The sequence below is a fragment of the Nocardiopsis sp. KDC1DS13DA1 genome (assembly GCF_055632325.1).
Map to the genome: position 1 here is coordinate 84,797 of NZ_JBVMUY010000025.1, position 24,033 is coordinate 108,829.

At 71.4% G+C, this 24,033-nt stretch carries 18 protein-coding genes; 10 read left to right on the forward strand and 8 right to left on the reverse strand.

What is annotated here, in order from left to right; translation table 11 throughout:
• Positions 1-157: 157 nt before the first annotated feature.
• Positions 158-2,626 (reverse strand): DUF6049 family protein, encoded by a 2,469-nt coding sequence (locus tag ACTVAJ_RS16565; protein ID WP_470389181.1) that lies wholly within the window; start codon positions 2,624-2,626, stop codon positions 158-160.
• Positions 2,627-2,902: 276 nt separating this feature from the next.
• Between ACTVAJ_RS16565 and ACTVAJ_RS16570 the strand changes: the two genes are divergently transcribed.
• The gene (locus ACTVAJ_RS16570) at positions 2,903-4,420 is read left to right on the forward strand and encodes a CCA tRNA nucleotidyltransferase (protein WP_470389065.1); all 1,518 of its coding nucleotides are present in this window, start codon (positions 2,903-2,905) and stop codon (positions 4,418-4,420) included.
• Between the two features lie 344 nt (positions 4,421-4,764).
• Here ACTVAJ_RS16570 and ACTVAJ_RS16575 read toward each other — a convergent pair whose 3' ends face one another.
• Together ACTVAJ_RS16575 and ACTVAJ_RS16580 are read right to left on the reverse strand one after the other, a co-directional pair.
• A complete protein-coding gene (locus tag ACTVAJ_RS16575; protein WP_470389066.1) occupies positions 4,765-5,490 on the reverse strand; it encodes a class I SAM-dependent methyltransferase in 726 nt (241 codons plus the stop codon).
• Between the two features lie 112 nt (positions 5,491-5,602).
• The gene (locus tag ACTVAJ_RS16580) at positions 5,603-6,079 is read right to left on the reverse strand and encodes a rhodanese-like domain-containing protein (RefSeq protein ID WP_470389067.1); all 477 of its coding nucleotides are present in this window, start codon (positions 6,077-6,079) and stop codon (positions 5,603-5,605) included.
• A gap of 94 nt (positions 6,080-6,173) precedes the next feature.
• On the opposite strand from ACTVAJ_RS16580, the gene ACTVAJ_RS16585 reads away from it, so the two are divergent.
• The gene (locus ACTVAJ_RS16585; RefSeq protein ID WP_470389068.1) at positions 6,174-6,644 is read left to right on the forward strand and encodes an Lrp/AsnC family transcriptional regulator; all 471 of its coding nucleotides are present in this window, start codon (positions 6,174-6,176) and stop codon (positions 6,642-6,644) included.
• 24 nt (positions 6,645-6,668) lie between these two features.
• Here ACTVAJ_RS16585 and ACTVAJ_RS16590 read toward each other — a convergent pair whose 3' ends face one another.
• A complete protein-coding gene (locus ACTVAJ_RS16590; protein ID WP_470389069.1) occupies positions 6,669-7,310 on the reverse strand; it encodes a LysE family translocator in 642 nt (213 codons plus the stop codon).
• A gap of 172 nt (positions 7,311-7,482) precedes the next feature.
• On the opposite strand from ACTVAJ_RS16590, the gene ACTVAJ_RS16595 reads away from it, so the two are divergent.
• Positions 7,483-8,049, forward strand: a complete 567-nt coding sequence (locus ACTVAJ_RS16595; protein ID WP_470389070.1) for a dihydrofolate reductase family protein — start codon at positions 7,483-7,485, stop codon at positions 8,047-8,049.
• Between the two features lie 121 nt (positions 8,050-8,170).
• Here ACTVAJ_RS16595 and ACTVAJ_RS16600 read toward each other — a convergent pair whose 3' ends face one another.
• Together ACTVAJ_RS16600 and ACTVAJ_RS16605 are read right to left on the reverse strand one after the other, a co-directional pair.
• Positions 8,171-9,475 carry an MFS transporter gene (locus ACTVAJ_RS16600; RefSeq protein ID WP_470389071.1) on the reverse strand — a complete coding sequence of 435 codons (1,305 nt, stop codon included), beginning with the start codon at positions 9,473-9,475 and terminating at the stop codon, positions 8,171-8,173.
• A gap of 135 nt (positions 9,476-9,610) precedes the next feature.
• On the reverse strand, positions 9,611-10,690 hold the full coding sequence (locus ACTVAJ_RS16605) for an inositol-3-phosphate synthase (RefSeq protein WP_470389072.1): 1,080 nt from the start codon (positions 10,688-10,690) through the stop codon (positions 9,611-9,613).
• Between the two features lie 794 nt (positions 10,691-11,484).
• On the opposite strand from ACTVAJ_RS16605, the gene ACTVAJ_RS16610 reads away from it, so the two are divergent.
• The 6 genes from ACTVAJ_RS16610 (at position 11,485) to ACTVAJ_RS16635 (ending at position 17,558) form a co-directional block, all read left to right on the forward strand.
• Positions 11,485-14,436: a transglycosylase domain-containing protein gene (locus ACTVAJ_RS16610; RefSeq protein ID WP_470389073.1), complete on the forward strand. Its 2,952-nt coding sequence runs from the start codon at positions 11,485-11,487 to the stop codon at positions 14,434-14,436.
• 273 nt (positions 14,437-14,709) lie between these two features.
• Positions 14,710-15,000 carry a 30S ribosomal protein S6 gene (gene rpsF, locus ACTVAJ_RS16615; RefSeq protein ID WP_470389074.1) on the forward strand — a complete coding sequence of 97 codons (291 nt, stop codon included), beginning with the start codon at positions 14,710-14,712 and terminating at the stop codon, positions 14,998-15,000.
• 118 nt (positions 15,001-15,118) lie between these two features.
• Complete coding sequence (locus ACTVAJ_RS16620) at positions 15,119-15,700, forward strand: single-stranded DNA-binding protein (protein ID WP_470389075.1); 582 nt, start codon at positions 15,119-15,121, stop codon at positions 15,698-15,700.
• A gap of 111 nt (positions 15,701-15,811) precedes the next feature.
• Positions 15,812-16,048 carry a 30S ribosomal protein S18 gene (rpsR, locus tag ACTVAJ_RS16625; RefSeq protein ID WP_013155832.1) on the forward strand — a complete coding sequence of 79 codons (237 nt, stop codon included), beginning with the start codon at positions 15,812-15,814 and terminating at the stop codon, positions 16,046-16,048.
• 28 nt (positions 16,049-16,076) lie between these two features.
• Entirely contained in the window at positions 16,077-16,523 is a 447-nt protein-coding gene (gene rplI / locus ACTVAJ_RS16630) for a 50S ribosomal protein L9 (protein WP_470389076.1), read from the forward strand.
• A 201-nt stretch (positions 16,524-16,724) separates the two neighbouring features.
• Positions 16,725-17,558 carry a peptidoglycan recognition protein family protein gene (locus ACTVAJ_RS16635; protein WP_470389077.1) on the forward strand — a complete coding sequence of 278 codons (834 nt, stop codon included), beginning with the start codon at positions 16,725-16,727 and terminating at the stop codon, positions 17,556-17,558.
• A gap of 461 nt (positions 17,559-18,019) precedes the next feature.
• Here the strand turns inward: ACTVAJ_RS16635 and ACTVAJ_RS16640 are convergent, their stop codons facing one another.
• A complete protein-coding gene (locus ACTVAJ_RS16640) occupies positions 18,020-19,369 on the reverse strand; it encodes an MATE family efflux transporter (protein WP_470389078.1) in 1,350 nt (449 codons plus the stop codon).
• Positions 19,370-19,717: 348 nt separating this feature from the next.
• Here ACTVAJ_RS16640 and dnaB point away from each other — a divergent pair, with 348 nt between their 5' ends.
• Positions 19,718-22,156, forward strand: a complete 2,439-nt coding sequence (gene dnaB, locus ACTVAJ_RS16645) for a replicative DNA helicase (protein WP_470389079.1) — start codon at positions 19,718-19,720, stop codon at positions 22,154-22,156.
• Positions 22,157-22,286: 130 nt separating this feature from the next.
• Here the strand turns inward: dnaB and abc-f are convergent, their stop codons facing one another.
• On the reverse strand, positions 22,287-23,951 hold the full coding sequence (gene abc-f, locus ACTVAJ_RS16650; protein WP_470389080.1) for a ribosomal protection-like ABC-F family protein: 1,665 nt from the start codon (positions 23,949-23,951) through the stop codon (positions 22,287-22,289).
• Between the last annotated feature and the right edge of the window lie 82 nt (positions 23,952-24,033).

Here is a 24,033-nt window from a genome sequence, read left to right on the forward strand (position 1 = left end):
CGTGGATCAGGCTTCCTTTCGTACGACCGGGGAGGGCCCGGAGGCGGCGCCGCGAGGCGCGCGCCGACCGGGCCGTGCGGGGCGGCTCAGCGCCGCGCGTGCCGACAGGCGGACGTGTGGCCGTGTCGACATGACGACCTGTCGGTGAGGGAACATGTCACTTCGTCGCGCCGTTCCCGTCCGCGTCGTTACCAGTGTGACCGGTGGCGTCGGTGGAGGTCTCGTCAGCGGGCGCGTCCGCCCCCCGCGCGGAGTCCTCCTCCGCGGGGGCCCGTTCCTCGGCCGTCCCGCCCCCGTCCGGCGCGTCCTTCGCACCGCGGCCGGTCTGCCGGCGCATCCACTTGCGCACCGCGCGCGGGGCCAGGGCCGCGACGAGGATCAGCAGGCCGATACCGCTGATGAGCAGTGCCTGGGTGCCCAGGCCCGTGGCGTTGACCGGCACCACGGTCGTCTGGGCGCTGATCGGTTCGCCCGCCCCGTTCTGGAGGCTCGCGTTCAGCTCCGTGCGGCCGTTGATCCTGGCCGTCAGCGGAATGTACACCGTCGTCTTCGCGCCGGGGGCGATCTCGAACTCGTCCGAGTACTCGCCGATGCTCAGCCGCTCGGAGTTCTCCGAGTACACGGAGAGGCGGACGCGGATCGTCTCGTCCTCCAGGTCGTTGGCCACGAGGATGCCGGTGATGCCCGTGCTGCTGGCCAGGGTGACCGGCTCGCCGGGAATGATCCGGGCGTCGTCCAGATGCTTTTGGACCGACCCCGAGACCAGCGTCCGCGTGACCCCCGCCAGCGCCTCCCGGTCACGCCAGCGGACCGACTCCATCCGCAGGATCGCCGGGCGGAACGGGTCGCCGTCGTCCACCAGGATGCTGTTGAACAGGCGCACCTCGCGGCTGACGTCCGCGATCTGCCCCAGGTAGGTGGAGCTGAGCTCGTCCGAGTAGGCGTCGTCCGGGTACGTGAGCGGCCGACGGGTCGTCTCACGGTCGTCGGGGTCGGCCAGCTCGACGTCCTCCAGCCGCTCGGGCCTCAGCCACGGCAAGGAGTCGCTGGCCTCCAGCACCCCGGTGGCCAGCTCGTCGCTCGGGTTCCAGTCGGGCCCGGGGTAGGCCACCACGACCCGTTCGCCCCCGGCGTTCTCCCCGGCGATCATCGCGGTCTCGGCGGCGAACCGCTGGAGCGCGAGTTCGGCCTCGCCCGGACCCCGGGACGGCATGGCCAGCACGTCGGCCAGGCCCTCGTCGGCGACCAGCGCGAACGGGTCCTCCTCGGGGCCGTCCTCGACCTGGCGCAGCGCGGCCTGGGCGGTCGGGGTGGTGGACAGCGAGGACGCCGCGGGCTTGGCCGACTCGTCCACCAGGAACCGGTGGGCTCCGTGCGCGGCCAGGAACTCGTACACCGCGTCGTCCATGAGGCCGTCGGCGGGGAGCGCGAACGACGCGTCGGCGGTCCGGCCCAGCGCGCGCAGGACCGCGTCGCGGCCGATCCCGAGCGAGGCCTCGGCGTCGGAGACCAGGTCGTTGCGCAGCAGGGACGCCAGGTCCGCGGCGGCGTAGGGGGTGGCCACGACGGTGTCCCCGGCCAGGGCCGCCCTGGCCTCGCGCAGCCACACCTGTGCGGCGAGGTCGGCGGGGCGCTCCTCACGCTCGGGGTCGGACCCGTCGGAGACCGCGAGCGGATCGCCCAGGACGTCGTGGGGCTCCCGGGCCAGGCGAACGACGTCGTCCAGGGTCGCGGGGTCCACGGCCCAGGCGACCGGGACGCCCCCGGCGTCGTCCGGCTCCGCGTCCGCCTCCCCGCCGTCGGCCTCCGCGTCCGTCTCACCGCCGTCGTCCGCGGGCTCCTCGGACGCCTCCCCGGTCGGTTCGTCCCCGGTCGGCTCCGCGTCGGAGGGTTCGGCGGTGGCCTCGGCGGTCGCCTCCGGTTCGGGGGTGGGCTCCGTCGGCTCCTCGTCCAGCCCGAGCAGCTCGACCAGGTCCTCGTCGCCCGCCTCGAAGGCCAGGTCGCTCTGCGCGCCCGCCTCCAGCAGGCGGCCCAGGCGGCCGTCCTCGCGGACCTCCTCCGAGAGTTCGCCGCTGAGGAAGGTGTCGTCATCGGCGCGCTGGGGGCCGGCCATGAGGGGCCACACCCACGCGATGTCCACCGAGGGGACGTCGTCGTCCTCCCCACCGGTGAAGGGGAGGAAGGTGTACTGGGCGCCCAGACGTTCGCCGTCGCCGTCGAGCGCCTCGATCACCAGCGGGTACACGCCGTAGGACGACAGGTCCAGGTCCTCGACGGGGACGCTGAGCGAGAACTCCTCGCTGCCGTCCGGTGCCAGGGAGTCGGCCACGTCCTCGTCCGGCCCGGGGGCGTTGGGCTGCCAGCCCGTGCTCGACGCGAACTCGTCCAGCTCGTCGCGGTCGCTGAACGGGTGCCGGGAGTAGCGCATCCGGACGGTGACGTCCTCGACACCGTCCGCGGTGGTGTTGGTCACCACTCCGGAGACCCGGAGGGTGCTGTCGGAGTCGACGGCGTCCGGGGTGAGGCGCTCGACGACGAGCGGCTCGGCCGACTCGTCGTTCTCGGGTTCCGCCTGCGCGGGCGAGAGCGCGGCCGGTGTCGGAAGCAGACCGGCGGTCATGACCATGACCGCGGCAGCGGAGGCAAATCGACGCAACGCTTGACCGGTTTCCTGATTCGGGTCCAGGTGGCCGTCCCGCCGGGGACACGGCGTGGGGCGGGATCGGTCTCGGTGCCCGCACGGCGCACGCGGCGGACTCGGGGCGGAGGGACGTGAGGCCGACGGATCGTCCCACCACCGAACCCGAAGATACCGTTTGGGGCCGTCCGGCGCTCCCCCCGAGGGCCCCGGGAGTTCCGAGAAGGGGAATGGTCCCACGGAACATGCCCTAACCTGCGTGGTGTGCCGAACACAGAGTTTTCGAGTGAGAACGACACCGCCCGGCGCCCGGAGGCCCCGGCGGAACCCGCCGCGGACACGCTGACCGGCGAGCAGCGGGCGGCGATCACCGCGCTGGTCGACTCGATCCAGCCCGTCTCCGGTGAACTCGGCGACCGTTTCTGCGCGCACGACCAGCAGCTCGCCGTCGTGGGCGGGCCGGTGCGCGACGCACTCCTCGGCAGGACCTCCAACGACGTCGACCTCACCACCGACGCCGTGCCCCAGCGGATCCTGGAGATCATCGACGGCTGGGCCGACTCCGTGTGGACGGTGGGCATCGAGTTCGGCACGGTCGGGCTGCGCAAGCGCGGGTTGCAGCTGGAGGTCACCACCTACCGCAGCGAGTCCTACTCACCCAAGTCGCGCAAGCCGGACGTCAACTACGGCACCGACATCCACGACGACCTGCTGCGCAGGGACTTCACCGTCAACGCCATGGCGGTGCGGTTGCCCGGCCGGGAGTTCGTCGACCCCTTCGGGGGGCTCGCCGACCTCCGCGCCGGTGTGCTGCGGACCCCGGGGCGTCCGGAGGACTCCTTCAGCGACGACCCGCTGCGCATCATGCGCGCGGTCCGCTTCGCCGCCCAGCTCGGCTTCACGCTCGCCCCCGAGGTGGCCGAGGCCGCGCGGGGCATGGCGGACCGGCTCACCATCGTCTCGGCCGAGCGGATCAAGGACGAGTTGGTCAAGCTCATGCTCAGCCCGAACCCGCGGCGCGGGATCGAGCTCATGGTCGACCTCGGCATCGCCCGGTACGTGCTGCCCGAGGTGCCCAGGATGCAGCTGGAGATCGACGAGCACCACCGGCACAAGGATGTCTACGAGCACTCGCTCACCGTCCTCGACCAGGCCATCGACCTGGAGAAGCGGCGCGGCCACGCGCCCGACCTCGTCCTGCGGCTGGCCGCCCTGCTGCACGACGTCGGCAAGCCCAAGACGCGGGCCTTCGAGTCGGGGAACCGGGTCACGTTCCACCACCACGAGGTGGTCGGCGCGTCGATGAGCCGCAAGCGGCTCACCGCGCTGCGCTTTCCCAAGGACGTGGTGTCGGACGTCTGCACCCTGGTCGCGCTGCACCTGCGGTTCCACGGGTACGGCAAGGGCGAGTGGACGGACTCGGCCGTGCGCCGGTACGCCCGCGACGCGGGTGACCAGCTGGAGCGGCTGCACATCCTCACCCGCGCCGACTGCACCACCCGCAACCGCCGCAAGGCCGCCGCGCTCTCGCGCTCCTACGACGACATCGAGCGCCGGATCTCCGAGCTCGCCGAGCAGGAGGAGCTCGACAGGATCCGCCCGGACCTCGACGGCAACGAGATCCAGCGGATCCTGGACGTCGGGCCGGGCCCCGTCGTCGGCCGCGCCTACCGGTTCCTGCTGGAACTGCGCCTGGAGAACGGGCCGATGTCCAAGGAGGACGCGACCGCCGAGCTGCGCGCCTGGGCGACCGAGCACCTGGACCGGGACACGGGTCAGTAGCAGCGGCCCGGGCCGGGGCGGAGCCGGCGCCCGGAGCGCGGCGGAGGCCCCAAACCAGCGTTCGGGTGCCGGCGGGGTTGTGCACGACGAGGCGAGCCGCGTAGCGAGGTACGAGCGGCAGGCGTGGCCGAGGAGGAAGAATCTCTGCCTTCGGGGCATCCGAACACGGGCCGAAGCGCGGCGGAGGCCCCAAACCAACGTTCGGGTGCCGGCGGGGTTGTGCACGACGAGGCGAGCCGCGTAGCGAGGTACGAGCGGCAGGCGTGGCCGAGGAGGAAGAATCCCTGCCTTCGGGGCATCCGAACACGGGCCGAAGCGCAGCGGAGGCCCCAAACCAACACCGCCTAGCGTCCCGGCTTGACCGCGGTCACCGCCATCGCCATCCCGAACACCCGCAGCGGCGTGCCCTCCAGGGAGTCGGAGGCCGTCTGGAGCACCCGGGGCCTGCGGTCGAACGGCGGCATGACGTAGTCGATCGCCCGCACCCGCAGGCCCGCGCCGCGCAGCAGCCGGCCCATCTCCTGCGTGGTGAACGCGCGCGCGTCGGACATACGGTCGTGCAGAGGGCGGACCCACGGCAGGAACGGGGCGGTCAGCGCCGAACGCCGCCGCCCGCCCCACAGCACCCCGTGGGTCTCGAAGGGGAACCAGCGGTTGGGCGTGGTCAGGGAGAACGCCCCGCCGGGCTTGAGCACCCGGTGGATCTCCGCCAGGCCCCCCTCCAGGTCCTCCAGGTGTTCCAGTACCTCGAACGCGGTGACCCGGTCGAAGGTGTTGGCCTCGAAGGCGAGGGCGTCGGCGGACATCTTGTGCACGCCGATCCGGTGCTCGACCCCGCTCCCCGCGATCCGCTCCGTGAAGGCGTTCAGCCGCTCCGGCTCCACGTCGACGGCGTCCACCCGTACGTACCCCCGGGCGAGTTCGACCGTGTAGGCGCCGTTCCCGCATCCCACGTCCAGCAGCCGGTCACCGTAGGCCGGCAGGTGCCGGGACACGGCTCCCACGCGTTTGGCCACCCCTCGGGCGCCGAAGGCGCTCGTCGGGTTCCCGAGTCCGTAACCGCCGGCCATCGCGCACCATCCCCTGTTCCTGGGCGAGTTCCCTTTCCGGGGACACTACATGAGGTGATCGAATCATTACCCGGAGATGGTGTTGCGGGGTGGGCGCGGGCGGTCGGGTGGCTCAGCAGGAGCAGGAGGGAGCCCCGGCGGGGACGACCAGGGGATCGGCCGGGCGGCGCGCCACACCCCGGGCGGTCTCGACGGGCAGGCCCTCGCGGACCCAGTACTCCATGCCGCCGACCATCTCCTTGACGCGGTAGCCGAGGGTGGCCAGGGCGAGCGCACCCCGGGCGGCTCCGTCGCAGGCGGGACCCCAGCAGTAGGTCACCACCGGGAGCGCGGGGTCGATGAGGTCCGCCGCCTCGTCGGCGATCCGCGGATGGGGCAGGTGCACCGCGCCCGGTACGTGCCCCTGCTCCCAGGCGGTCGCGTTCCTGGTGTCGACGAGGACGAACCCGGGGTCGGTCCCCTCCAGGGCCGCGTGGACGTCGGCGACGTCGGTGTACAGGGACAGGCGGGCCGCGAAGTGCGCCGCCGCGGTCGCGGAGTCGGCGGGGGCCGTGTGCAGGACGGGGCTGGTGGAGGTGCGTGTCGTCATGCCCACGACATTACGGAGGGTGGGCTGGCCCCGAACAGGGAGAAACCACGGCTTCGGGTGGAAGCGGCCGTGGGAACCACGGTATGTATGGGACATGGCCGACGCATCACTGGACGAGACCGATCTGCGCCTTCTGCGGGCCCTCCGGAAGGACGGCCGGGCGACCTACGCCGACCTGGCCCGGGCGGTGTCCATGTCGGCCAGCGCCGTCACCGAACGGGTGCGCCGCATGGAGGAGGACGGCGTCATCACCGGCTACACCGCCGACGTCGATCCGGAACGGCTCGGGTTCCGCGTCCTGGCCTTCGTCCGGCTCCGCTACCCCGTCGGCAACCGCGGGCCCTACCACGACCTCCTCGCCACCACCCCCGAGATCACCGAGGCCCACCACGTCACGGGAGAGGACTGCTACCTGATGAAGGTGGTCGCCCGCTCCATGCGCCACCTGGAGGAGGTGGTCGGCAGGGTCGCCGCCCTGGGACCGGTCACCACCAACGTCGTCTACTCCAGCCCCGTCGCGGGCCGGTCCCCGATCGGGGGTACGGGGGCGGACCGGACGCGGTGAGCGCGGACCGGCCTGCGGGGCGCGTCAGGTCCGGCGGCCGGTCAGGGCGAACTGCGCCCCGACACCGATCATCAGCGCCCCCGACACCGTCCCGGTGACCTCCATCCGCCGCGGCCGGGCGGCGAACCACCCGCGCACCGTGCCCGCGAGCAGCCCGTAACAGGTGTCCGAGGCCACGGCGGTCAGCAGGAAGAGCGCGCCGAACAGGGCGATCTGCGGCGCGACCGGACCGAGCGAGGGGTCGGCGAACTGGGGGAGGGCGGCGACGAAGAAGACCAGGGTCTTGGGGTTGGTCAGCCCGACCACGCAACCGTCCCACAGCGAGCGCGTACGGGACAGCGGTCCCGCCGCCGGTCCGTCGAGGGCGTCGGCGGCCGCCCTCCGGTGCCGGATGGTCTGGACCCCGAGGTGGACGAGGTAGGCGGCACCGACCAGCTTCACCGCGGTGAACAGCGGGGCGAACGCCGTCACCAGCGCCCCCACGCCGAGGGCGACCGCCAGCACGAGGACCAGGCCCCCGAGCGCGTTCCCGAGTACCGAGAGGACGGCGACACCGCGCCCGTGGGCGATCGCGCGGCCGACGACGAAGAGCACGCTCGGTCCGGGGATGACGACGAGCAGGACCGAGGCGGCGGTGAAGGCGAGGAGGGTGGGCAGGGTGGGCACGGGTGCCTCCGTTTCCGGTCTCCCGGGGGGTGTTGTCCGGAAGCGTAGCCGCCGCCCCGACCGGGGGTCGCGGAACCGTTCGGAAAAAAGTTCGGGAGGGGTGTCGATTCCGGGCGGTGCCGTTCGACGCAATGATGAAGGCAGTACACGGAAGAGTCTGAGGAGACCGCAGATGCGCCCCCTGATCGTCACCGCGTTCGTGTCCGTCGACGGAGTCATGGAGGCCCCCGGCGGTGAGCCTGGTTACCGCAACACCGGCTGGACCGTGAAGAGCGTCGAGATGGATCCGGCCGCCTACGGGATCAAGACCCGGGAGCAGGAGGAGGCCACGGCGCTGCTCCTCGGCCGTCGCAGCTACGAGGCGTTCGCGCCGGTCTGGCCGACGATGACGGAGGAGTTCGCCGGGTACAACGCCATGCCCCGGTACGTGGTCTCCACGACGCTGGCCGAGGAGGACCCGCGCTGGCCCGCCTCGATCCTGCGTTCGGTCGACGACGTCGCCGAGCTCAGGAAGGGCGAGGGCGGACCGATCATCGTCCACGGCAGCGCCACCCTGGGCGGGGCCCTCGCCGACGCCGGACTGGTCGACCGCTACCACCTGCTGGTGTTCCCGGTGCTGCTCGGTGCGGGCAGGCGGCTGTTCAGCGGGACCGACAAGGACGCCCAGAAGCTGGCGCTGGTCGAGCACGAGGTGTACGCCAACGGCGTGCAGAAGCAGGTCTTCGACGTCGTCCGCTAGCGCCCGCCCGTCGCCCACGGGGCGTCGCGCGCGGCGGGTGGGCCACCACCCTCGACCGACGCCTTCGGGGCGCCCTCCCGCGTCGTCGCCCACCGGTCCGGAAACGGGGCGGGCACCCGTCTCAGGCGGCCCGCCCCGACACCCCGTCCTCCTCCGGGACCGCGGTCCACCGCGCCCGGGCCGCCCAGGCGGCCGCCATCGCCAGGTACGCGGCGGCGACGCCGGCCACCACGGGAACGCTCACCCCGGACCGCGGCACCAGCCCGGCGGTGAGCGCGGCGCCCAGGACGAACGTCGCGTTGAACAGCACGTCGTAGACGGAGAACACCCGGCCCCGGTACGCGTCGTCGACATGTCGCTGAACCAACGTGTCGACCGTGACCTTCACCCCCTGGGAGACCAGACCCAGGACGAACGCGGCCACGGGGAACAGCGCGGGGGAGAACGGGAGGCCGAAGACCACCAGGGTCACGGCCGCGACCGCCAGCAGCAGGGAGATCCACGCGCTCGGGCTCATCCGCGCGGTCGCCCACGGGGTGGCCACCGCACCCAGGAAGAACCCCAGCGCCGACAGCCCCATCGCCACGGAGAAGCCCGCCAGCCCGGCGACACCGCCCGTGGTGAACGTGTTGTTGTACAGCAGCAGCGTGACCAGCGTGGCGATGCCGAACAGGACCCTGTGCCCGCCGATCGTCAGCAGGCCGTCCCTGGGCGCGGGCCGGTGCCACACGTGCCGGAGTCCGTCGACCATCCCGCGCATCACGCTGGCGACGGCCGCCCGCACGGCCTCCGGCTCGCGTTCCAGGTGGGGGCCGAGCTCCCCGTACCCCAGGGTGAGCGACACCCCGGCCGCGCCGACGAAGCCCAGTGCGGCGGCGAACAGGATCAGCCCGGTGCCCAGCGCCGCCTCACCGCCGACCAGGCCGATCGCGGCGCCCGCCCCCGCGCCCAGGAAGCTCGCGACGGTCCCGCTGGTCGGGGTGACCGCGTTGGCCATCATCAGCTTGTCCCGGGGCACCACGTACGGCAGCCCGGCGGAGAGCCCGGACAGGAAGAAGCGGTTGACGCTCAGCACCAGCAGCGCCGCGACGAAGAACGAGGGTCCCTCACCGTCCGACACCAGCACGGCCGTCAGCGCGGCGAGGGCCGCCTTGGCCAGCGAGGACAGGAACAGCACCTGGCGGCGCGGCCACCGGTCGATGAGGACGCCGGCGAACGGGGCGGCCACGGAGAAGGGCAGGAGCAGCACCGCGAAGGCCGCCGCGACGGCGCCCGCGCTCGTGTGCTGCTCGGGGTTGAAGAAGACGAACCCCGCCAGCCCGGCCTGGTAGACCCCGTCGGAGAACTGCGAGACCAGACGGGTGCCGAACAGCCGGCGGAACCTCGGTCCCCGTAGGACCACGCGCAGATCACCGAAGAAGGACACGCGTTCAGCGTAGGTTCCGTCGCGGGGGCCGGTCACCTCAGGGGGTGCCGTTCGGGCGGCGGGTGGGCCGAGGCCGGGCGGGGGACCGGGACGGCCGGTGCTGGCCCGGGGCCCTCGGGGCCCCGGGCACACGGGTCAGCTCTCGCCGTCACCCGCGATGAAGCGCTCGACCGCGTCGTGCGCCTCGCTGTCGCTGTACTGCACGGGCGGGGACTTCATGAAGTAGGAGGACGGCTCCAGGATCGGGCCGCCGATCCCGCGGTCCTTGGCGATCTTCGCGGCGCGGACCGCGTCGATGATGATGCCCGCGGAGTTGGGGGAGTCCCAGACCTCCAGCTTGTACTCCAGGTTCAGCGGGACGTCGCCGAACGCGCGGCCCTCCAGACGGATGTAGGCCCACTTGCGGTCGTCCAGCCACGGCACGTGGTCCGACGGGCCGATGTGCACGGCCCCGGCGTTGAGCTCGTGCGGGATCTGCGAGGTGACGGACTGGGTCTTGGAGACCTTCTTCGACTCCAGGCGCTCGCGCTCCAACATGTTCTTGAAGTCCATGTTGCCGCCGAAGTTGAGCTGGTAGGTCCGGTCGACGATGACGCCGCGGTCCTCGAACAGCTTGGACAGCACGCGGTGGGTGATGGTCGCGCCGATCTGCGACTTGATGTCGTCACCGATGATCGGGACGCCCGCCTCGGCGAACTTCTCCGCCCACTCGGGGTCGGAGGCGATGAACACCGGCAGGGCGTTGACGAAGGCCACGCCCGCGTCGATCGCGCACTGGGCGTAGAACTTGCCGGCCTCCTCCGAACCCACGGGGAGGTAGGACACCAGCACGTCGGCCTTGCTGGCCTTGAGCGCCGCGACCACGTCCACGGCGTCCTCGGGGGACTCCTGGACCATCTCGCGGTAGTACTTGCCGAGACCGTCGTAGGTCGGGCCGCGCATGACGGTCACGCCGGTCGGCGGGACGTCGCAGATCTTGATCGTGTTGTTCTCGCTGGCCACGATGGCGTCGGCCAGGTCGTGACCGACCTTCTTCGCGTCCACGTCGAAGGCCGCGACGAACTCGATGTCACGCACGTGGTACGGGCCGAACTGGACGTGCATCAGGCCGGGTACCCGGGACTCCGGGTTTGCGTCCTTGTAGTAATGCACGCCCTGGACGAGCGACGCCGCACAGTTGCCGACGCCCACGACGGCTACACGTACCGAACCCATTGGTCCTTGCTCCTTCTTCTCCGCGAACATGGATTCCACAGCGCACGAGGCGGAACCGCCCCGGCCGTGGCCGGAGACCGTTGTCCCGCGTCCGTTATCCGTATGTGGTCAGCAGCGCACACGGCGGTTCTGTTCCCGTACACGGCACGCGGGCCCGGGGAGAACATGTATGTCTGGCTGGTTTGTTCAGCAATGACTCTATCCTCGCCCGCCAACGGAACCGCATGTCATCCCGGTGACACGCGGTGACGCGCGCCCTCCCCGCCCCGGTCACGCCGCCGCCCGGGCGGCGGATCCGCGCGGAATCTCACACCCGGTCGCCGCGTCCGCGCGCTCCCGCCCCGAACTGGCCGTTCGGCGGGTTCGGCCCATGACGTGTTCGTCCGTTCCGTCGAGCACGTTACCCTCGCGCGTAGGTTGTGCTATACCGTTCCATCGCTCTAACGTGACCTGTGATTTGCGTGCGCGGCCAGTAGCGCCCCGGACCCCGTCCCCGCCGCGGCGGCGTCCTGTCGGAGTAGGGCACCGGCACGGGGCTCAGCCCACGCAGGCCAACGATCAGGAGGAAGCAGCGGCCAACGTCATCGCGACCTGTTGAAAACCCGCGCGCGCGTTCGGGCGTCCTTCCAACAAGCCTTCGACGACAGGCGCATCCGGCGGGGCCGGCCGATCGGGTCGATCCCGCGCCGGTCACCGCGGACAGGTCGCGGACCACTGATCCCCCAGGGGGACCGCCCCCCGTTCCACCCAGGAATCGTCAGGCCGATCGGCCGTGAGAGGCAATCGAGGACCACGTGAGTACCGAACGACGACGGAATGCCGATGGCGGCCGTCGCAGGGCCGAGGGCCCGGGCGACGGTCCACGAGGCGGTGGACGGCGCAGGGCGGACGGCCCGCCTCCGGACGGACGCGCGGGCGGACGTCGACGCCCTGACGACGAGGGCGGCTTCTTCGGTGACGGCCCGGCCGAGCGGCCCCGGCGGCCCCGGCCCCAGCCCGACGCGGCGCGCGCGGAGGGCGGTCCCCGCAGGCGGCCCCCCGAGGGGCAGCGCCGCCGCCCCCCGGAGGGCGGCGGGCGGCCCCGGCGCAGGCCCCCGGAGGACGGGGACCGTCCGCGCCGCCGCCCCGAGGGCGAGCGGCCCCGTCGTCGTCCGGAGGGAGCGGCCGCGGCCGGAGGTGCCGCGGGTGCCGCCGGCGGTCGTCGGCGCGCGGACGGGCCGCGTGACCCCCGTGCCCCCGAGCACGGTGCGCGCTCGGAGGGCGGTGGCCGCGGTCCCGGCCGCGGCGGTCGCGGTTCCGGCGGGCGCGGCGGCGGCGGTGGTGGCCGTCGTCGCGGGCGCGAGGAGGAGCCCGACGATCGCCCGTGGATCAAGCGGGCCTGGTCCAAGACCTGGAAGCCGCTGCTGGCCTTCTGCGGACTGATGATCATCGGCGGCGTGGCCGCCTTCGCGGTCCTGTACTCGATGGCACCCGACTACCAGGAGTTGGAGGCGGCGGCGGAGGAGCCCCCCTCGGCCACCCAGATCCTCTGGGCGGGTGAGGGGGACGAGCCCGGGGAGGTCGCGGTGACCACCGGTGAGGTCCAGCGGATCATGGTGACGAGGGACGAGATCCCCCAGACGGTCATCAACGGTGTGCTCGCCGCCGAGCAGGCCGGCTACTACGAGGACCCCGGCATCAACATCGTGGGTATCGGCCGTGCCGTCGTGACGGGAGGTTCCGCGGGCGGCGGCTCCACCATCACCCAGCAGATGGCGCGCAACTACTACAGCAACGAGCTCAGCACGGAACAGACGATCAGCCGCAAGATCAAAGAGATCTTCATCGCGATCAAGCTGGACCAGCAGGTCCCCAAGGACGAGATCCTCACGACCTACCTGAACACGATCTACTTCGGTCGCGGTGCCTCGGGTATCCAGATGGCCGCCGAACGGTACTTCGGCAAGGAGCTCGACGAGCTCACCCCCGCCGAGGGCGCGTTCCTGGGCCTCATCATCCAGCAGCCCAGCAGGTTCGAGAACGTCCAGGAGGGCAGCGACGACTTCTGGGCCAGGTACCTCACCACCGAACGCTGGCCCTACATGCAGGGTCAGCTCGCGGAGATGTACGAGGCGACGGGCGGCGAAAGGGGCCTGCCCCAGGACGAGGCCATGGCCCTGGAGATCCCCGAGCGGATCGAGTACAACCCCGAGGCAAGCTCGGAGACCAACGACCCCAAGTTCGGCTACGTCCGCCAGGAGGTGGTGAACGAGGTCGTCGACAACTACCCGGTCACCGCCCAGGACCTCGCCACCGGGGGCTACCAGGTGCAGACGTCGCTCGACTCCGACCTCATGGACGCGGCGCGGTTGGCCTTCGACGAGGCGCTCCCGCCCGTGTCCGGGTTCGAGCAGCCGGTGCTCATGGAGGGTCTGACCGCGATCGACAACGAGAGTGGTCGGATCCTCGCGTTCCACGGCGGGGACGACGTGGTGACGGACCCGGAGAACTCCCTGACCCACCGCACCCAGGCCGGGTCGTCCTACAAGCCCTACGTGCTCGTGACCGCACTCAAGCAGGGCATCGGCCTGGAGACCACGTTCAACGGCGACTCGCCGCAGACGTTCGCGGGCGTGGGCGAGGTGAACAACTCCAACTTGGAGGGCCGCGGCCCGGTCAACCTGATCGAGTCCACGGCCGACTCCATCAACACCAGCTACGTGCACGCGGCAGAGGTGGTCGGTGCCGAGAACGTCGAGGCGACGGCGATCGACCTGGGCGTGAACCCGGGCCACACGGAGACCTCCACCACCTCCCCGCTCATCGCCCTGGGCACCCACCTCGTGAGCACGTACGACCAGGCCAACGCCTACTCGACCATCGCCAACGAGGGCACCAGCATCCCCGCGCACATGGTCGTCGAGGTGCGCGACGGTGACGGGAACCCGCTGGAGCCGAACGCGGAGTTCGAGGAGGCGCTCCAGGGCAGCGAGGAGATCAGCTCCGCCATCGCCGCCGACGCCACCTACGCGATGCGCCAGGTGGTCGAGGCCGGTGGTGGCAGCCGCGCCGCCCTCGCCGACGGCCGCCCGGTGGCGGGCAAGACGGGTACGTCGAGCAACGCGGTGTCGACGTGGTTCGTCGGGTACACGCCGCAGGTGACCACAGCGGTCAGCCTGAGTCGGCTCGACGGCGGGCAGTTGGCCTTCGAGGGCATCCCCAACAGCGCCACCTTCGGTGGCACCACCTCCGCCCTGGTGTGGAAGCACTTCATGGACAACGCGATGGCGGAGATGGAGGTCCAGGACTTCCCGCAGCGCGCGAACGTCGGTGAGACCCAGAACTTCGCGCCCAGCCCGAGCCCGAGCCCGAGCGATGACCCGTGCGACCCGGACCAGCCCGGGAACGGCAACGGGAACGGGAACGGCAACCCGGACTGTGACGACCCGTCGGAGGACCCCTCGGACGACCCGAGCAACGACGACGTCTGCGACCCGGACCAGCCCGGAAACGGCAACGGGAACGGGAACGGCAACCCGGACTGCCCGGACCCCGGTGATCCGGGCGACTGCCCGGTCGGGGACCTCACCTGCCAGGAACCCGACCCCTCGGGCGATCCGACCGACGACTGCAGTGGTCCCCTCGACTGGAACTGCCCGGACCCGACCGAGGACCCCACGGCCGACCCCTCCCCCGGGGATGGCGGAGGGGGTAACGGCGGCGGTGGCGGCAACAACGCCATGATCCTGCCCTCACGGGAGGACTGACCGGACCGTCCGGCCATGACCGAGGGCCGGTGCGCGGCGACGCCGCGCACCGGCCCTTCGCGTGTCCGCGGTCCCGCCATGCCTCCTTGTCGACTTGTCCACAGGTATCCACGACACCGCCGATCCGGTCCGTGCCGGCTGGTAATCTTGGCTCCCGTATGGCTCAGAGTCCGCGTGGTGCCCCGCTCCCGCGAGCGGCACCGATCCCGGACTCCTGACCTCCTGCCATGGAGATTCCATGGCCGCAACAGTCCAGAGGAGGAACGTACGCCTATGCGTCGTTACGAAATCATGGTCATCCTCGAGCCCGGCCTCGACGAGCGCACCGTCGCCCCGTCGCTGGAGAACTTCCTCGCCGTCGTCCGCAACGACGGTGGCTCGGTCGAGAAGGTCGACATCTGGGGCAAGCGCCGTCTCGCCTACGACATCGACAAGAACGCCGAGGGCATCTACGCCGTCATCGACCTCACGGCCAAGCCGGCCACGGTCAAGGAGCTGGACCGCCAGCTCGGCATCAACGAGTCCGTCCTGCGGACCAAGGTCCTCCGGCCCGAGGTCCACTAACAGGGCGTCCACGCCCGCGCCCCCCGCCCCGAAACGTCCGTTGTGTCACTACCGGCACGGATGATCGGGGGAGCAGGCGACCCCGCCTGATCCGACTATCTCGAACCGGAGCCGATCCATGGCAGGCGAAACCCAGATCACGCTCGTCGGCAACCTCGTCGACGACCCTGAACTGCGCTTCACGCCCAGCGGAGCCGCGGTCGCCAACTTCCGTGTGGCGTCCACGCCGCGCACCTTCGACCGTCAGTCGGGTGAGTGGAAGGACGGCGAGTCCATGTTCCTCACCTGCACCGTCTGGCGGCAGTACGCGGAGAACGTGGCCGAGTCCCTTCAGCGCGGCATGCGCGTCATCGTGCAGGGCAGGCTGAAGCAGCGCTCGTACGAGACCCGTGAGGGCGAGAAGCGGACCGTCTTCGAGATCGACGTCGACGAGGTCGGCCCGGCCCTGCGCAGCGCCACCGCCAAGGTGACCAAGACGCAGCGCCAGGGCGGTGGCGGCTTCGGCGGCGGAGGCGGTGGCGGTTTCGGTGGCGGCCAGCCCCAGGGCGGCGGCTACGGGAACCAGGGCGGCGGCTTCGGCGGCGGCCAGCAGGGCGGCCAGGGCGGCCGTCCGCCGGCCGACGATCCGTGGGCGACCAACGGCGGTGGCGGTTTCGGTGGTGGCGGCGGCGGAGGCTTCTCCGACGAACCGCCGTTCTAACCGTCCGCACCCGCACCCGGCCCGGTGCCCGCCCGAGGGCACCGAGTCACCATGCACTTGTCACAGACCATCCCCGGGAGGACCCCGGGGCTCTTGCGAAGGAGCACCACGATGGCCAAGCCGGCGGCTCGCAAGCCCAAGAAGAAGGTTTGCCTTTTCTGCCAGGAGAAGCAGTCCTACATCGACTACAAGGACACCACGCTTCTCCGTAAGTTCATCTCCGAGCGCGGCAAGATCCGCGCCCGCCGCGTCACGGGTAACTGCACCCAGCACCAGCGCGACGTCGCGACCGCGATCAAGAACGCGCGCGAGGTGGCCCTGCTGCCCTACACCAGCACCGCTCGCTAGCCGGGATTTTCCGAGGGAGGTTTTTGTCGTGAAGCTGATCCTGACCCACGAGGTCAACGGTCTCGGAGCCCCCGGCGACGTCGTCGAGGTGAAGAACGGCTACGGCCGCAACTACCTGCTGCCCCGCGGGTTCGCCATCCGGTGGACGCGCGGCGGTCAGAAGCAGATCGACCTGATCCAGCGGGCGCGTTCGGCGCGGGACATCCGCAGCCTGGACGAGGCCCGTCAGGTCGCCGGCCAGGTCGGTGCGCTCACCGTGCGTCTCAAGCAGCGCGCCGGTGAGGGCGGTCGTCTGTTCGGTGCCGTCAAGCCCGCGGACATCGTCGAGGCCGTGAAGGCCTCCGGCGGTCCCGAGCTGGACAAGCGCCGGATCGAGATCAAGAACCCGATCAAGTCCGCCGGTGCCCACAAGGTCCAGGTTCGCCTGCACTCCGAGGTCTCCGCGCAGATCAAGCTGGACGTCGTCGGCATCTGAGCCGATCCGTCCGACTCGTCGGTGCCCCGCTTCTCCATCGGAGAGGCGGGGCATCCGCGTTTTCGTGAACGTGTCACGCGTGGTTTTCCCGAGACACGCCAAGGAACCGGAACGCACTCTTTGGTTACTCATTGTAACTTATCGTGTTCTCTGTGTTGGTATCACGCATAGTGACACCCCGCACGGAGAGGACACCGAACCATGTCCGTTCACAGACGACCCACCCCTGGCCATCCACCGTTCGTGGACCGCAGAACCATGCTCCGAGGGGCCGCCCTGGCCACCGGGGGAGTACTGCTCGGGGGAACGATGGCCGTGTCCGCGACGGACACGGCCATCGCCGCGGTGCGGCCCAAGGTGTACAAGCGGTCCGACTGGGGCGCCCGGCGGCCCAAGGCGCCGGTCGACATCCTCGACCACCCGCCGACCCACATCGTCGTGCACCACACGGCCACACCGAACACGTCCGACATGTCGAAGTCGCACGCCGCGGCGCTGTCCCGGGCGATCCAGCGCCACCACATGGACAACAACGGGTGGAACGACACCGGTCAGCAGCTGACGATCAGCCGGGGCGGCTACATCATGGAGGGGCGGGACAGGTCGCTCCCGTCGATCTGGGACGGCGGACACGTGATCGGGGCGCACACCGCCAACCACAACTCGCACACGGTCGGCATCGAGAACGAGGGCCTCTACAGCTCGGCCAAACCGCCGGGGAAGCTGATGGAGGCGTTGGTGGAGACGTGTACCTGGCTGTGTCTGGTCTACCAGCTCAACCCGGCCGACGCGATCGTCGGCCACCGGGACTTCAACTCGACCGCGTGCCCGGGCGACAAGCTGTACTCGATGCTGCCCGAACTGCGCAGGGACGTGGCGTCCAGCCTGCGGGAGAAGCTGCGGCACCTGAGCCGCGTCGCCGGTACCGAACTGACGCTGGAGGAGCTGCCCAGCTACCCGCCGACCCCCAGCGGGGAGCGGGCCATGCCCTTCTACCACGGTCCGGCCCTGGGGGAGCTCGACGTGCCCGCCTGACCGCCCCCTGAACCGGGCGGACCCTTCGGGGGCCGGGGACATCCCCCACCCCGGGCTCCCGGCGCTCGTCGACTTGTGGTGATCGCGCTTCGTCGCCTTGTCGACGTGTGGATACGGGGTGGACTCACCCGGGCGGGCCGAGGACCCGGAGCCGGTGTCGACGGGCACGTGTACCCGCGGTGGCAGGGAGCCCCACGGGAGCCCCGGGCGATGAGCGGCCTCCCCGCGGCCGAGCGCGGGTTCCCCCTCCTCGCCGCCCGCGGGAGCGGAACCTGGGCGGAGCGATCGCGCCGGGCGGCCCGGAACACCCCGTGCGGTCCCGCCGACCTGATGACGGCGGTCGGTGCACGTGGTCCGGGTCCGTTCGGAAACGTCCCGCGGGGCGGCTACAAAGGAGGGTGGACACCCGCGCGTCCGGAACCTGACCCTTGCACCGGGCGCGCGGGGTTCCTCACCGGGCCTCAGCGGCGGGTCGCTCCGGTGACCAGCCAGGCCGTGCCGCGTGCACGGACGCCGAGTGTGACCGCGCGGGCGAGGATCCACACCGCGAACGCCGTCCACAGGCCGACCAGCCCCCACAGGTCATCGTTGGCCAGACGGGGCAGCAGCAGGGCGAACGGCAGGAAGGCCAGCATCGTCCAGAGTGACGCCCACGCCAGGTAGCGCTGGTCCCCGGCGCCCATGAGCACGCCGTCCAGGACCATGGTCACCCCGCTCAGGGGTTGCAGGAGGGCGGCGATCACGAGCGTGGCCGTGATGAGGGCGCGAACCTCGGGGTCGGCGGTGAACGGGATCGGGGCCCAGGGCAGCACGGCGAACACCAGCACCATGAACACCAGTCCGAGCAGGACACCCCACTCGACCATGCGCCGGGTCGCGTCGCGGGTGCCGGGCACGTCCCCGGCCCCCAGGTACCGGCCGACGATCGACTGACCGGCGATGGCGATCGCGTCCATCGCGAACACGAGCAGCGCCCACACGTTGTAGCCGACCTGGTGGGCGGCGATCGGCTCGTCGCCGAGCCGCGCGGCGACGGCCGTGGTCACCAGGGCCACCACCCGCATCGACACGCTGCGTAGGAACAGTGCGAACCCGGCCGAGGCGGCGGAGCGCAGCCCGCCCAGGCAGGGTGCCAGGGACACACGCTCGCGACGTGCGGCGCGGGCGATCGTCGCCACGTACCAGAACGCCCCGCCCCCCTGCGCGATCACCGTCGACCAGGCCGAACCCGCGATCCCCCAGTCGAGCACCAGCACGAACACCGCGCACAGCGCCGCGTTCCCCACGTACGACGCGACCGCGACCACCAGGGGCGTCCGGGCGTCCTGGAGCCCGCGCAGAACTCCGGTCCCCGCCATGACGATCAGCAGGAACGGTGTACTCAGCAGACTGATCCGCAGGTAGGTGAGCGCGTACGGGCGGACGTCCGCCGAGGCGCCCAGCAGGTCGACGAGCACCGGCCCGAGCGGCCAACCGATCGCGACGGCGGCCGCGCCGAGCAGGATCGCCAGCCAGAGGCCGTCGACGCCGTCCCGGACGCCCCCGGACACGTCCCCCGCGCCGAACCTCCGGGCGACCGCCGCGGTCGTGCCGTAGGCGAGGAAGACGCACACGGCGACCAGTGTGAGGAGCACCTGGCCCGCCACCCCCAGCGCGCCGAGCGCGTGGGTCCCCAGGGTGCCGACGATCGCCGTGTCGGTCAGCAGGAACAGCGGCTCGCTGACGAGGGCGAAGAAGGTGGGGATCGCCAGAGCGAGGATCTCGCGGTCGTGGCGGTGGCGGAACGGGGCCGCCGAGAGGAGTTTCGGCATGACCCCGCCACAGTACCGGACAGGCGTTCGATGGCCGTTGAGAGGTTGTCCACAACCCCTCCGAAGCCTGTGGATAACTTGTGGAAACGGGGGTCGTGAGACATCTTTCACGTCTGGGGCGACGCTGTGTTTTCGCAGGTGGAAGCCGGTATGTATGGATGTGGGGATAGTTATCCACAGGTGATGTGCACAACCTCTGCCCCGGATGCCCCGCAGGGCCCCGGAGACGGTGGTAAAGGACGGGTACACAACCCGCTCCGCGGCGTCCCCGCTCCCGGCCATACGGCATGCTGGAGAGGTCGGTCCGCGTCCGGACCCGACACGAGGCACGTCCCTGGGAGAGAGTTCGTGAGTGTTGCCGAGCCACCGCCCGAGACAGGCGGATACGAGCGCACACCCCCGCACGACATCCAGGCGGAGCAGAGTGTGCTCGGCGGCATGCTGCTCTCCAAGGACGCCATCACCCAGGTCGTGGAGATCATCCGGTCCGCGGACTTCTACCGCCCGGCGCACCAGATCATCTACGACTGCGTCGTGGACCTCTTCTCCCGCGGTGAACCGGTCGACGCCATCTCCGTCAACGCCGAACTGACCAAGCGCGGCGAGGCCACCCGCGTCGGCGGCGCCACCTACCTGCACACGCTGACCGAGGCCATTCCGACCGCCGCCAACGCGGGCTACTACGCCAAGATCGTCTCCGACCGCGCCGTCCTGCGCCGCCTGGTCGAGGTCGGCACCCGGATCGCCCAGATCGGGTACGCGGGGGACGGCGAGGTGGACGACCTCGTGGACCACGCCCAGGCCGAGGTGTACAAGGTCGCGGAGAAACGCACGGGCGAGGACTACGTCATCCTCGGCGACGTCATGCCCGGGGCCCTGGACGAGATCGAGGCGATCGGCGCCCAGGACGGCACGCTCACCGGTGTGCCCACGGGCTTCGCCGACTTCGACGCCCTGACCAACGGCCTCCACCCCGGCCAGATGATCATCATCGCCGCCCGTCCGGCCATGGGTAAGGCCCTGGCGCTGGACACCCCGGTCCCCACCCCCCAGGGGTGGGCCACGATGGGCCAGGTGGAGGTCGGAGACGAGGTGCTCGCCGCCGACGGCACGCCCACCCGGGTGGTCGCCGCCACCGACGTGATGGTCGACCGGCCGTGCTACGAGGTCACGTTCGACGACGGAACGACGGTCGTCGCCGATGCCGAGCACCAGTGGTTGACGGACACACGGGCCTCCCGACGGGCCGCGCAGGAGGCGCGGAGCCGGGGTGAGGCGACCTCCCGTGTGCTGCCCGCCGTGCGCACGACCCGGGAGATCGAGCGGACGCTGCGCCCGGAGACAGCCGACCGGGGACCGAACCACTCGGTGTCCAACGCCGCCCCCCTGGACCTTCCGGAGAGGGAGCTGCCGCTTCCGCCGTACTTCCTGGGGGTGTGGTTGGGCGGCGGAGTCTCGGCGGCGGCGCGCGTCACCACCGCCGACCCCGAGGTCCTCGTCAATATCGAGGCCGAGGGCCTGGTGACCAAGCCGGTGGGGTCCACCGGAACCACCTACGGGGTGTTCCTGCCGGAGGAGGACCCCGCATCCGTCGAACGAACGTGCGCCGACCACGGCAGCGTCGCGGCCCTCCTCCGCACGATCGGTGTCCTCGGTGACAGGCACATCCCGGACGTGTACCTGCGCGCTTCGCTGCGGCAACGCCGGGCCCTCCTGGCCGGGCTGCTGGACGGCGGCGGCGGTGTGGACGCCGACGGTGCGGTGCAGTTCTCCGTCACCGACGAGCGCCTCGCGAACGGTTTCCGCGAGCTGGCGCACAGCCTCGGTTGTCGCACGGGGATGTTCGCCAGGCGGGTCGGTGGACGCGGTGAGCGCTCCTCCGCCCGCCACACGATCACGTTCGCTTCCCGACGCGGGGTCTTCGGGACCGAACGCAGGCGGGCGGCGCACCGCGAGCGGGGCGAGGGACGACGGTACCGTCGGACCGACTCCAGGTTCATCACCGACGTGCGCCGGGTGGAGAGCGTCCCGGTCCGCTGCATCCAGGTGGACCACCCGGATCACCTGTTCCTGGCGACCAGGTCCATGATCCCCACCCACAACTCGACCCTGGCCCTGGACTTCGCCCGGGCGGCGTCGATCAAACACGACATGACCTCGGTCTTCTTCAGCCTGGAGATGGGGCGCAACGAGATCGTCATGCGCCTGCTCTCGGCCGAGGCGCGCGTGGCCCTGCACACCATGCGCTCGGGTCAGATGACCGACGACGACTGGACCCGCCTGGCCCGCCGGATGGGCGAGGTGGCCAGCGCCCCGCTGTTCATCGACGACTCGCCGAACATGTCGATGATGGAGATCCGGGCCAAGTGCCGGCGGCTCAAGCAGCAGCACGACCTCAAGCTCGTCGTGGTCGACTACCTCCAGCTGATGTCCACGCCGGGCCGGGTGGAGAGCCGTCAGCAGGAGGTCTCCGAGATGTCCCGGTCCCTCAAGCTCCTGGCCAAGGAGCTGGAGGTTCCGGTCATCGCGCTCTCGCAGCTCAACCGCGGTCCCGAGCAGAGGACGGACAAGCGCCCGCAGGTGTCCGACCTGCGCGAGTCCGGGTCGATCGAGCAGGATGCGGACATGGTGATCCTCCTGTACCGCGAGGACGCCTACGACCAGGAGTCCCCGCGGGCGGGCGAGGCGGACATCATCGTGGCCAAGCACCGCAACGGCCCCACCGCCGACGTGACCGTGGCCTTCCAGGGCCACTACAGTCGCTTCGTCGACATGGCGCCCGGGTAGGAGCCCGCAGGCCGGGGCCCGGTCGGGTTCCGGGCGAGGCGGTCCGGCCGGGTCACGCCCCCGGGATATCGGCTGGTCTCTGTCTCGATTTATAGCCAAGCCGATTTATCGACAAAGAGTCACGTCGACATTACTCCGAGTGAGAGTCGCCGATGATCGCCCCCTCCCGGAGTTCCAGCCGCCGCCCGGTGAAGCGGGAACGCGTCCGGCGGTCGTGCGTGACGACCACCAGCGCCCCGGTGTAGCGGGTGAGCGCCTCCTCCAGGTCCTCCACCAGTCCGGGGGAGAGGTGGTTGGTCGGCTCGTCCAGCAGCAGCAGGTCGTGGGCGTCCGACGCCAGCCGGGCCACCTCGATCCGGCGCCGCTGCCCGACGGAGAGCTCTGCGGCCGGTCGGTCCAGGTCCTCCGGGCGCAGGAGCCCGAGTGCGGCGAGTTCGTCCCGGTACTCGTCCGGGTGGCCCGGGCGCCCCGACGCGTAGGCGCCCAGGACCGTGGTGGCGGCGGCCGCGGGCACCTCGTCCTGCCGCAGGTGGCCGACGTGTCCGGGTACGGTCACCGTCCCCGCGTCGGGGGACAGTTCCCCGGCCAGCAACCGCAGGAGCGTGCTCTTGCCCGCTCCGTTCGGCCCGGTGACCAGGACACGCTCTCCCCGGGTCAGCTCCAGGCGCGGCACGTGGATCCGCTGGCCGACCGACACCCCCTCCAGGACGGCGGCGGGAGCGCCGCCCGGCTCGGCGGCGGTGAGGTCGGCGGTCATCCTGAGCGGTACCGGCGGCGGCGCCACCGGGTTCTCCGCCAACCGGTGCAGCCGCTCCTTCGCGATGCGGATCCGGCTCCGGGCTCCGTGGTCGCGGCCCCGGAGCCTGAACGCGCCGTGCCCGAAGGCGGCCTTGGCCATCCTGCGGGGGATACCGTCGAGGCGCTGGGCGTTGGTGTCCGCGAGCCGGCGCTGGCGGGCGACGTGCGCCGTCCACTCCTCGTACTCGCGGATCCACCGGGCCCTCGCGGCGGCCTTGGCGGTGAGGAAGCCGTCGTAGCCGTTGCCGTACCGGTGGAGCCGACGCGTGTCGTGGTCGACCTCCAGGACGGTGGTGGTCACCCCCGCCAGGAAGGCGCGGTCGTGTGTGACGGCCACGACCGTGCCCCGGTGCCGTCGGAGCCGCGCCTCCAGCCAGGCGACCGCTCGGTCGTCGAGGTCGTTGGTGGGCTCGTCGAGCAGCAGGAGCTCGGGTGAGGCCGCCAGCATCGCGGCCAGGGCCAGTCGCGAGCGCTCCCCGCCGGAGAGCGTACGCAACGGGCGGTCGCGTTCCAGGCCGGGCAGCCCCAGTCCGTGGAGGCCCGCGTCGACGCGGGCGTCGGCGTCGTAGCCTCCGCGCGCCTCGAACTCGGCGACGAGGTCGCCGTAGGCCGCCAACGCGTCGGGGGTGGCGGAGCCGAGCGCGGCCTCCGCGTCGCGGATGCGTGACTCCAGGTCGCGCAGGACGGACAGCGCGGAGTCGACGGCGTCCGCGACGGTTCCGGTCCAGACCCCGCCGCAGACTCCGTCCAGGGTCTGCGGCAGGTATCCGACACCGCCCGGTGCGCTGACGGCGAGCTCCCCGTTGTCGGGTTCCTCCACCCCGGCGAGCAGCCGCAGGAGCGTGCTCTTGCCCGAGCCGTTGTCGCCGATGACGCCGACGCGTTCGCCCGGGCTGATGGTGAGGTTCGCGCGGTCGAGGACCATGTGGTCCCCGTACCGCCTGGTGACCTCGGTGAGGCGGAGCTGGGATGTGGCCGGGTGTGGGGCGGTGGGCAAGACGGGCCTCCTGATCCGTGGTGTGGGCCTGGTACGGGCGGGGCCGCGGATCGGTGGGGATGCCCGTGCGACGGGGTTTCGG